An 8,434-nucleotide genomic window follows, 5' to 3' on the forward strand; every position below is an offset into this window, starting at 1 on the left:
CCGGTGCTCAGAAGTATAGTTCATGCACCAACATGTATTGTGAACAGAGCCACCACAGAGGTGGAGTTATCCCATCTCGGCGGTAAAAAAGAGTCTGGTATATTGTTTCTATATGGCCTGAATATGGATAACTCTTACACCAAACTTTGGGCTACAGATGATGACGGACTGGCCATATCGGGATTCCAGTAATAACGATGCATCTTTATCATTACTGCTGAACCCCGATAACCATAATAATTTTATTATGCAGGCCAGCTTAAAAGGCACCTTTCATAGTGGTGGTGCCATAGAAATGTTTTCGCTTCCCAATCCACCATTCCCAATCCACCAGCGAAACCTTAGGTTTTTGACTCTGGTAATCCCTCTTAAGCTGCTTCCTGGTAAGGGACGTCTTCTGGAGCAGCTTTTTTTCTGGATGCCAAATCCCACATGGCTAACAGAAGGGGAATAATCAGCAAGCCATAAGCCAGAGAAACTACGCCAAAAACACTCAACCCGGTTAACTTCAGCAAAGAGGCAATCAAGCCGCCACCTGCCATGCGAGCACAGCCGTCTATTGCCGCAGCAAGACCAGAGCAATGCTTGAAGTGCTCGAGTGTTAAGCCGGAAGCTGTGCCATAAATCAGGTTAAAACCAACACACCCCAGTGCGGCCATAGCGAAATACCAGAGAGGCTCATTGGCTGGAATCACTAACATACTCGCAGCGCCAACAAGTGACAGAACAGAGCCAAAGATAATGGTTTGCCGACGCCCAATACGTCCTGCAAGGTGAGGTGCTGCAATACTGGAAAGCAGCTGCAACACGCCCAACATGCCGAACATCATGGCAAAGCCAAACTCATCCAAACCTGCAAGATTCATGGCAACGAAAGGTGCATTGGTTGCGTACGCCAAAATGCCACCCATGGTTAAAGTGCCGGTGAGTGAATAGGTCAGAAACTGGCGATGAGTCAAAACCTCTTTCAGGTTATTGCCATCAGATTCTGCTGATTTGGACGGAGTCGTATGGATAGATCGACCTTTTTCCATAAAGATCATGGCTGCTATAAAAACCGCACCGCCTAAAAGTCCCATAAACACAAAGTTGGCAGACCAGTTCCATTGCACAGCTAAAACGCCACCAAGAGTAGGGGCGAGTGTTGGAATAGTTCCTATCATTCCCCCCATGTAGCTGATCCACTTGCCAGATTCCCGAGCATCAAAATGATCACGAACCCAGGCAAATGCACTGACTGCACAACTGGCCGCGCCAACTCCCTGCAAAACACGGGACACATAAAGAACAGACAAAGTCTCTGACATAGCTCCCATCAAGCTGCCAACAACATACAAGCCTGTTCCCAGCAAAGCGGACGCTCTGCGACCAAAACGATCGGATACCGGGCCAGCAAATAGCTGACCAACACCCATGCAAATCATAAACAGTGAGATTGTCAGCTGCATGCCTGCTTCGTCCGCTTTGAATACTCGGCTCATCTCCGGCAGTGATGGCAGGTACATATCAATAGCCAGAGGGCTGAGAATAACCAGTGCAAAAATAACTGGCAGGGCTGATCTTTGGGTTACAGGCATTACGTTGTGACTCTTCATTCCATTTCGGGCGATTGTCCGTGTATTGTGACTTCATTAATTATGAGTGGTAGTGATACCTTTTCATTCCCAAATTTCCTTTATGGAATATCTTAGCGGTTATGTCTTTACGCGAACTGTCCCGCATTAATCTGAACCTTCTTGTTTGTCTGCAAGCACTGTTAGAGGAACGCAGTGTGACTCAGGCTGCTGCCCGATTAAGTTTGAGCCAATCAGCGGTTAGCAAGAGTCTTTCCCGATTACGGGAGATTTGTGGCGACCCTCTGTTCACTCGCACAGCTCACGGATTAATCCCTACACCAAGAGCTCTGGCACTTAAAGATGATCTTCGCCCAATGCTGGATGGTCTGTGGAACATTGTTCAGCCCCAGAGTTTTGAACCTGCTTTGTGCCAGCGTTATTTTCGTGTGGCCTTACCAGAAACAACCAACCAACTGATTTTCCAGAAATCTCTTAACAACATTCTCAGTCAGGCCCCTCTGGCAAAGATTAAGATCAAAAACCTGAGCCTGAGTGATATACAGCAACTCTCTGCCGGAAATCTTGATTTGGTGGTGCTGCCCAGTGACCTTGATTGTGGCCAAAAACGTATATCCGGCCTTTACTGTCGCAGTCTCTACGCAAACCAATTGGTTTGTCTGGTCCGCGAAGATCACCCCTGTCTAAAACAAGTGTGGAATCAGCAAGCTTGGCTAACCCTCAGACATGTGGGCATGGGTTCAGTGACCGATAAGTTTTCGATTATTGATCGCACTCTGAATCAACTTAAACTGAAACGAAATATCGTGGTAGCTGTTGACGACTTCCATAATGCCACAGGCGTGTGTGAAAACACCGACCTGCTGTTGATCTGCACGCAACAATGGGCGGAATACGCCATGTCCCGCTACAAGGTGGCGATGTTACCCGTACCACTCAATATTGATCCCATCACCCATGAACTGTATTGGCACCAACGGCATCAGCAGGACCCTGCTCATCAATGGTTACGTTCGTTCTTTATTCGCCACACATAAAGCAACATGAAAAAAGGGACCAGGCAGCATGAAAAAAGGGGCCAAGCGGCCCCGGATAAAACTCTAATTCGTTACTTCAGATAATCGATAATCACATTCATATTGGCTTCGGTATAACGGTGGCAGCTGGCTCGCAGAAACAAATGCTGCCAATAGAGAATGGATTCGCACCACCAGCCGTTATAAACAACATCGGCCTTATCATGACTGCCGTTAAACATATGGCCAATTTCATGGGCAGCTACCTGATCATCGTCATCTGCCGCCATACCATACTGACCGCCAACGTAGGCAATACCGAGGGTTTTCCAATTCATCATTTTCTCGGTGAGCAGCAGAAACTTGTTACGTTTATAAGAACCGATAATACCGTTTTCCCACTTATAGCGCTGAAACTCTTTGGCCAATTCTTTGAGTTTTTCTGACGGCTTGCCTTTGTATTTGAAGTTCTGAATTTTCTTGTCAGTGCGAAAATCCACCACCAGCTCACTGTATAAAGGGCCGTTGCCATTTGTCTGGTGGCGCTGACTGATGGCATCCATATGCCTGGCCCACCAGCTAAAATGCTCATGGGTCAGGCTGGATACACTTTCACGAACATCTTTATGTTTGAAAACAAAGATGGTGACAGGCTGATTGCCACGGGATGTTGTTGCAGTATTGATCTCCTGCTGGGTGGGCAAAAATTCTTGTGGTGTTTCCAGCTCAATATCAATTTGTTGATTCTCTCCTCCGACCCGCTCAGCTGACATCCCTTTTTCTTGAGCTTCTTTACCATTGAAAGACACCTGATAGCGAACACCTCGCTCGTCCTTTTCGGCAGAGTAGCCAATCATCATCTGACTTTCGCCACTCTCGAAGTCATCCTTCGCGGTCATGGTAAGAATGGCCTCAGCCTCGTTAACCCTGACATTAAAAAGAGATATATCTGTACGCTCACCATCCATTTTAACGGTGAAAGGGATTGGAGACAGAACCTGTACAATCTTGTCTGAACCACCTGCCCTATAACTGAACTCCCAGGGAATAAGGGAGCCAGTTTTTGCCGCTTCAGCATTCATGGTTGCGCGAATTTTCGCCATAATCTCAGATGTACCGCGCTCTTCCAGAGTCAGCAGATCTGCCGAAAGTCCCGTTGAAGCAGTTAATGCCACAGCCATTCCCAGCCGAGCCAGTGTTCTGATAAAGGTCATAGTCATCCTCCGCGATTATGCGAGGCATATCGGCCAGAGGGGGCAAAACTTTGTCTAAGCCATTAAATAAACCATGCTCCTGGAATGTGGGTTTTCACGTCAAACTAAAAGTAAAACAGCCCGCTGCCGAAACTCTTCTTATACTCAAAGAAGAGGCTAGTCACAGTGTTTGCGAGGAAGCGAGAAATGCTCAAAAGGCGTGCTATCAAAACTGCTGCTTACGCTGTTGCATACGGTGTTGCCTTCAGTGCAGGAGCTATTAGCATTGCCATGAAACACTTGGATAATTTTCTCCATAAACAGGGTGAGCCCGCGGATAAGCAGTAAATCTCTTAGCGCACTTCAAACAAAATATGGCTAAATGCGGGCTGCCATGTAGCCAAGCCTTAAGATCATTGTCCTCATATCGAACCGACGATTAAATTCCCTGCCGATATTGCGGCTTGGAATTCTTTGCTGTTCTCCACGCCTGAACTACCTTCATGAGTAAAAATACGGTTGATTTTTTTATTTCCCTTGGTAAATATATGCACATCCATATATTCATATATGATTGTGAAAATATTTCATGCTTCCACACCAGTTCTTTAAGCTGCTCTCCGACGAAACACGCCTGCGCTGCCTTTTATTGATTGCCAGAGAGGGTGCACTGAGAGTCTGCGACCTGACATCCGCACTGGAAGAGTCCCAACCCAAGATTTCCCGACACTTGGCTCAGCTCAGAACTCTCGGAATCTTTCAGGACACCCGAAAAGGCCAGTGGGTTTACTACAACATCGCTAAAGATATTCCCGGCTGGAGCCATAAAGTGATTGACGGCCTTGCCAAGTCCAATTGTTTGCAGGAAACCTACCAGGCCGATACAGACCGCCTGAAGTCCGAACCCTGCGTGTGTAACTAACCTTTCAGTTTCTTTTTGGAGACGCATATGTCTATCAAAGTTGGTATCAATGGTTTTGGCCGTATTGGTCGCCTGGTTATGCGGGCCGCTTTTGACTGGAGTGACTTTGAATTCGTTCACATTAACGATGTTGCCGGTGATGCACCGACTCTGGCGCACCTACTGGAGTTTGATTCTGTACAGGGAACCTGGAAGAACAATCTGATTACGGCTTCCGAAAACTCTATGATCGTTGCCGGTAAAGCAATCTCCTGCTCTCAGGAAAAAGAAATTGATGCCGTAGATTGGTCTGGCTGTGATGTTGTGATTGAGTGCACTGGCAAACACAAAACCCGTGACCATCTGGATAAGTATCTGGCTCAGGGGGTTAAGCGGGTTGTTGTTTCCGCACCGGTTAAAGACGACACAGTTCAAAACATTGTGGTTGGTGTAAACGATCATCTCTACAACCCAGAGAAGCACAGAATTGTGACTGCGGCTTCCTGCACCACAAACTGCCTGGCGCCAGTAGTCAAAGTGATTCATGAAAAACTGGGGATTGAGCGCGGTTCCATGACAACGGTTCATGACATTACCAACACCCAGACGATTCTGGATGCGCCTCACACAGACCTGCGCCGGGCAAGAGCCTGTGGTATGAGTCTGATTCCTACAACTACCGGTTCCGCAAAAGCTATTACTCAGATTTTCCCTGAGCTAACAGGCAAACTGAACGGGCACGCTATTCGTATTCCTCTGGCAAACGCATCTATTACCGATATAGTTTTCGATGTAGCGCGAGATACTTCTGTAGAAGAAGTTAACATCCTTTTGAAAGAAGCCGCTGAAGGTGAACTGAAAGGCGTACTTGGTTTTGAAGAGAAACCGCTGGTGTCTATCGATTACAAAGGCGACACCCGCTCTTCAATTGTTGATGCTCTTTCAACCATGGTTGTGGATAAACGCATGCTGAAAATTTACGCCTGGTACGACAACGAAATGGGCTACGCCTGCCGTACAGCTGAACTGGCTTTGAAGGTTGGCAAGAGTTAGTTATTCATCGTACTGATGATTCTGGTTGACCTTAATAAGGTCAACCAGAACACCTCCTCAAATACATCTCAGTTGCCTGAAGAGATATATGGCAGAATGAAAGTCCTGCAATCCAAACTATCCAGTATTGATCGTTCCATTAAGCAATATTTATTGATCACTTTTAATTACTGGAACTTCACCATTACCGATGGTGCTTTGCGCATGCTGGTAGTGCTCTACTTCCATCAGCTGGGTTATACACCTCTGGAAGTTGCGGCACTGTTCCTGTTTTATGAATTCTTTGGTGTGGTCACCAACCTCACCGGTGGCTGGCTGGGAGCAAGGCTTGGCCTGAATCGCACCATGAATATCGGGCTAGCCATGCAGGTCATTGCTCTGGGGATGCTGACAGTACCGGCAACCATGCTCTCAGTGCCCTGGGTTATGGCTGCGCAGGCGCTCTCAGGTATTGCCAAAGACCTGAATAAGATGAGTGCCAAGAGTTCCATCAAGATGCTGGTGAAAGATGGTGCACAAGGCAAACTCTATAAGTGGATTGCCATTCTTACCGGCTCCAAGAATGCATTGAAAGGTTTGGGTTTCTTTATTGGCGGTTTGCTGCTGGCTCTGGTTGGCTTCAAATATGCCATGGTTATTATGGCTGCAGTATTGACCGCCGTTTTATTACTCAGCCTGAAAATGCTGGACAGTAATATCGGCAAAGCCAAAGCCAAGCCCAAGTTCACCGAACTGTTTTCCAAGAGTGGCCCCATTAATATTCTCTCTGCAGCCAGAATGTTTCTGTTTGGCGCACGGGACGTGTGGTTTGTTATTGCCCTGCCTATTTACCTGGGTTCAACCTTTGGTTGGAACAGTGAAGAAGTAGGTGGCTTTCTCGCACTCTGGGTGATTGGTTATGGGTTTGTTCAAGGTATAGCACCACGCATAACCGGCCAAAACAGTGGTGGCCGAGCAGCCATGCTTTGGGCAGCTGGATTAGCGATAGTCACGACTTTCGTCGCCTATGGAGTACAAACTGGCTGGCATCCACAGCCAGTAATAATTATTGGATTACTGATCTTTGGCGGACTGTTTGCTGTTAATTCATCTCTGCACTCCTACCTGATCGTTGCCTACGCCAGAGAGGATGGCGTTTCTATGGATGTGGGCTTTTATTACATGGCGAATGCTATGGGACGATTGATTGGTACCATACTTTCCGGATGGTTATTTGAAATGTCTGGACTAGTGCTTTGTTTGTGGGTTTCAGCAGGGTTTATTGCAGCGGCTTCTGTGATTTCTTTGTGGTTACCTAAAGAGCACCATGCACCAAAATGATCACACTTGATTGACAGTTTTCGAGCTGGGTGCCGGTGTACGCCTGAGTCATCTGGTTGAAACTGACCGTGGACCACTGTTACCAGAACTCTCTCTGTTTGCTTTCCATGACTTTAAAGCAGACAAAGTCACTCAGGATGTAAGCGCTGAAGTCTTTAACCTTCCTCTCAGTTTCCGCACTGTGGGTATTGAGCCTGAAAAGACACGCTATCAGGCAGGGCTGGGGCTGGCTTACTGGATGGACAATAACTTAAGCCTGTCGTTCAACTATGACCATATCTGGCAATCCGGCTTTAAAGCCGACTCCGTGCAGGCCAAGGTTCGGTACGATTTCTAATCTTTTGCTACCAGCAACATCTCCGGCCTTTGTATTTCTGGCCGGAGATAACACCTATTATCAATTAATTAGCCATAGATTTCAGTTGTACAAACGTGCAGAATCTTGGCCGTTAAACGACATATAACAAATAAAAAATTATAGGTAGGAATGAAAAGGATGCCATTTTTTCCCAAAAGCACTTTGGCTGTTGCAATAAGTACCGCTCTTTTAGCCTCGCAACTGGCAAATGCAAATATTGTCATTGAAGAAGGCACAGTTTCAGAAAATCCGATAGCTCTGGATGGCAACGGTAATCTCACAGTTAAAGGCTCAGTTAGCTCTCATCGATTTCCGCGGATGTACCCGTACCCTTGGGCCTCAGCCGTTAGTGTGTCTGGCCAAGAAATAAATACGAATATCACGATTGAAGAAACAGGGTCAGTTTTTGGTGGTTATCATGAACCACAAGATAGAAACTATGTTTCTGCCGCAATCTTTGTTGACTCTGCACAAGGGAATTTAAACATAACGAATAGTGGCACCATCAATCTTCAGGATGGTTTCCCCTATGCCCTTTCAGGTATAGAGATATATAGCCACTCTGGCGACGTTAATCTCACAGGACAAATTCATAATACCAGTAGTGGCTCGATTTATGGTGATAGCCGTGGATTAACGCTGAAATCGTCTTACAGTAATGGTTATCTGACCAGTTTTACTGGCAATATTATTAATGATGGAACCATACATGCTGATTATGGTGCCATTAATCTATCTGGTCGATACGAAACAGAAGAACACCCTGAAAACCGTTTAAAATTTAGTGGCAACATTACTAACCACGGAACTCTTTCTGGTGGCACGGGTATTCATGTATCCAGTGCGGATATAAATGGCGAAATATACACTGATGGCATTATAAATTCAGAAAACTACAACGGTGTAAATTTATATGGAACTCAACTGTCCGGCTCCATAACCAACAATGGAAGTATTGGCTCTGTTCACAATAAATGTGGGTTGAGCCAATGGGATGCTTCCTGATCTAACAAACTCTC

General features: G+C 46.3%; 10 protein-coding genes. 8 read left to right on the forward strand and 2 right to left on the reverse strand.

Features of this window, described 5'->3' with window-relative positions; all coding sequences use genetic code 11:
* Positions 1 to 192, forward strand: a 192-nt coding sequence (locus QMA35_RS20085; RefSeq protein WP_281648930.1) for a hypothetical protein, incomplete at its 5' end; no start/stop codon positions are given.
* 176 nt (positions 193 to 368) lie between these two features.
* Here the strand turns inward: QMA35_RS20085 and QMA35_RS20090 are convergent.
* Positions 369 to 1,577, reverse strand: coding sequence for a multidrug effflux MFS transporter (locus QMA35_RS20090; RefSeq protein ID WP_281648931.1), 1,209 nt, complete (start codon positions 1,575 to 1,577; stop codon positions 369 to 371).
* Between the two features lie 119 nt (positions 1,578 to 1,696).
* Between QMA35_RS20090 and QMA35_RS20095 the strand changes: the two genes are divergently transcribed.
* Positions 1,697 to 2,611 carry a LysR family transcriptional regulator gene (locus QMA35_RS20095; RefSeq protein WP_281648932.1) on the forward strand — a complete coding sequence of 305 codons (915 nt, stop codon included), beginning with the start codon at positions 1,697 to 1,699 and terminating at the stop codon, positions 2,609 to 2,611.
* 71 nt (positions 2,612 to 2,682) lie between these two features.
* Here QMA35_RS20095 and QMA35_RS20100 read toward each other — a convergent pair whose 3' ends face one another.
* On the reverse strand, positions 2,683 to 3,804 hold the full coding sequence (locus tag QMA35_RS20100) for a hypothetical protein (RefSeq protein WP_281648933.1): 1,122 nt from the start codon (positions 3,802 to 3,804) through the stop codon (positions 2,683 to 2,685).
* 186 nt (positions 3,805 to 3,990) lie between these two features.
* On the opposite strand from QMA35_RS20100, the gene QMA35_RS20105 reads away from it, so the two are divergent.
* The 6 genes from QMA35_RS20105 to QMA35_RS20130 all read left to right on the forward strand — a co-directional run bounded on the left by QMA35_RS20105 (position 3,991) and on the right by QMA35_RS20130 (position 8,420).
* Positions 3,991 to 4,131 (forward strand): hypothetical protein, encoded by a 141-nt coding sequence (locus tag QMA35_RS20105; RefSeq protein WP_281648934.1) that lies wholly within the window; start codon positions 3,991 to 3,993, stop codon positions 4,129 to 4,131.
* A gap of 241 nt (positions 4,132 to 4,372) precedes the next feature.
* Entirely contained in the window at positions 4,373 to 4,705 is a 333-nt protein-coding gene (locus tag QMA35_RS20110) for a metalloregulator ArsR/SmtB family transcription factor (protein ID WP_281648935.1), read from the forward strand.
* Between the two features lie 27 nt (positions 4,706 to 4,732).
* Positions 4,733 to 5,737 carry an ArsJ-associated glyceraldehyde-3-phosphate dehydrogenase gene (locus QMA35_RS20115; RefSeq protein ID WP_281648936.1) on the forward strand — a complete coding sequence of 335 codons (1,005 nt, stop codon included), beginning with the start codon at positions 4,733 to 4,735 and terminating at the stop codon, positions 5,735 to 5,737.
* A 96-nt stretch (positions 5,738 to 5,833) separates the two neighbouring features.
* Entirely contained in the window at positions 5,834 to 7,057 is a 1,224-nt protein-coding gene (arsJ, locus tag QMA35_RS20120) for an organoarsenical effux MFS transporter ArsJ (protein WP_281648937.1), read from the forward strand.
* A gap of 10 nt (positions 7,058 to 7,067) precedes the next feature.
* Positions 7,068 to 7,394 (forward strand): autotransporter outer membrane beta-barrel domain-containing protein, encoded by a 327-nt coding sequence (locus tag QMA35_RS20125; RefSeq protein ID WP_281648938.1) that lies wholly within the window; start codon positions 7,068 to 7,070, stop codon positions 7,392 to 7,394.
* 159 nt (positions 7,395 to 7,553) lie between these two features.
* Complete coding sequence (locus QMA35_RS20130; RefSeq protein ID WP_281648939.1) at positions 7,554 to 8,420, forward strand: hypothetical protein; 867 nt, start codon at positions 7,554 to 7,556, stop codon at positions 8,418 to 8,420.
* The last annotated feature ends 14 nt before the right edge of the window (positions 8,421 to 8,434 follow it).

Origin of the sequence: Parendozoicomonas sp. Alg238-R29, assembly GCF_947331445.1 — a bacterium.
GTDB lineage: Bacteria > Pseudomonadota > Gammaproteobacteria > Pseudomonadales > Endozoicomonadaceae > Sansalvadorimonas.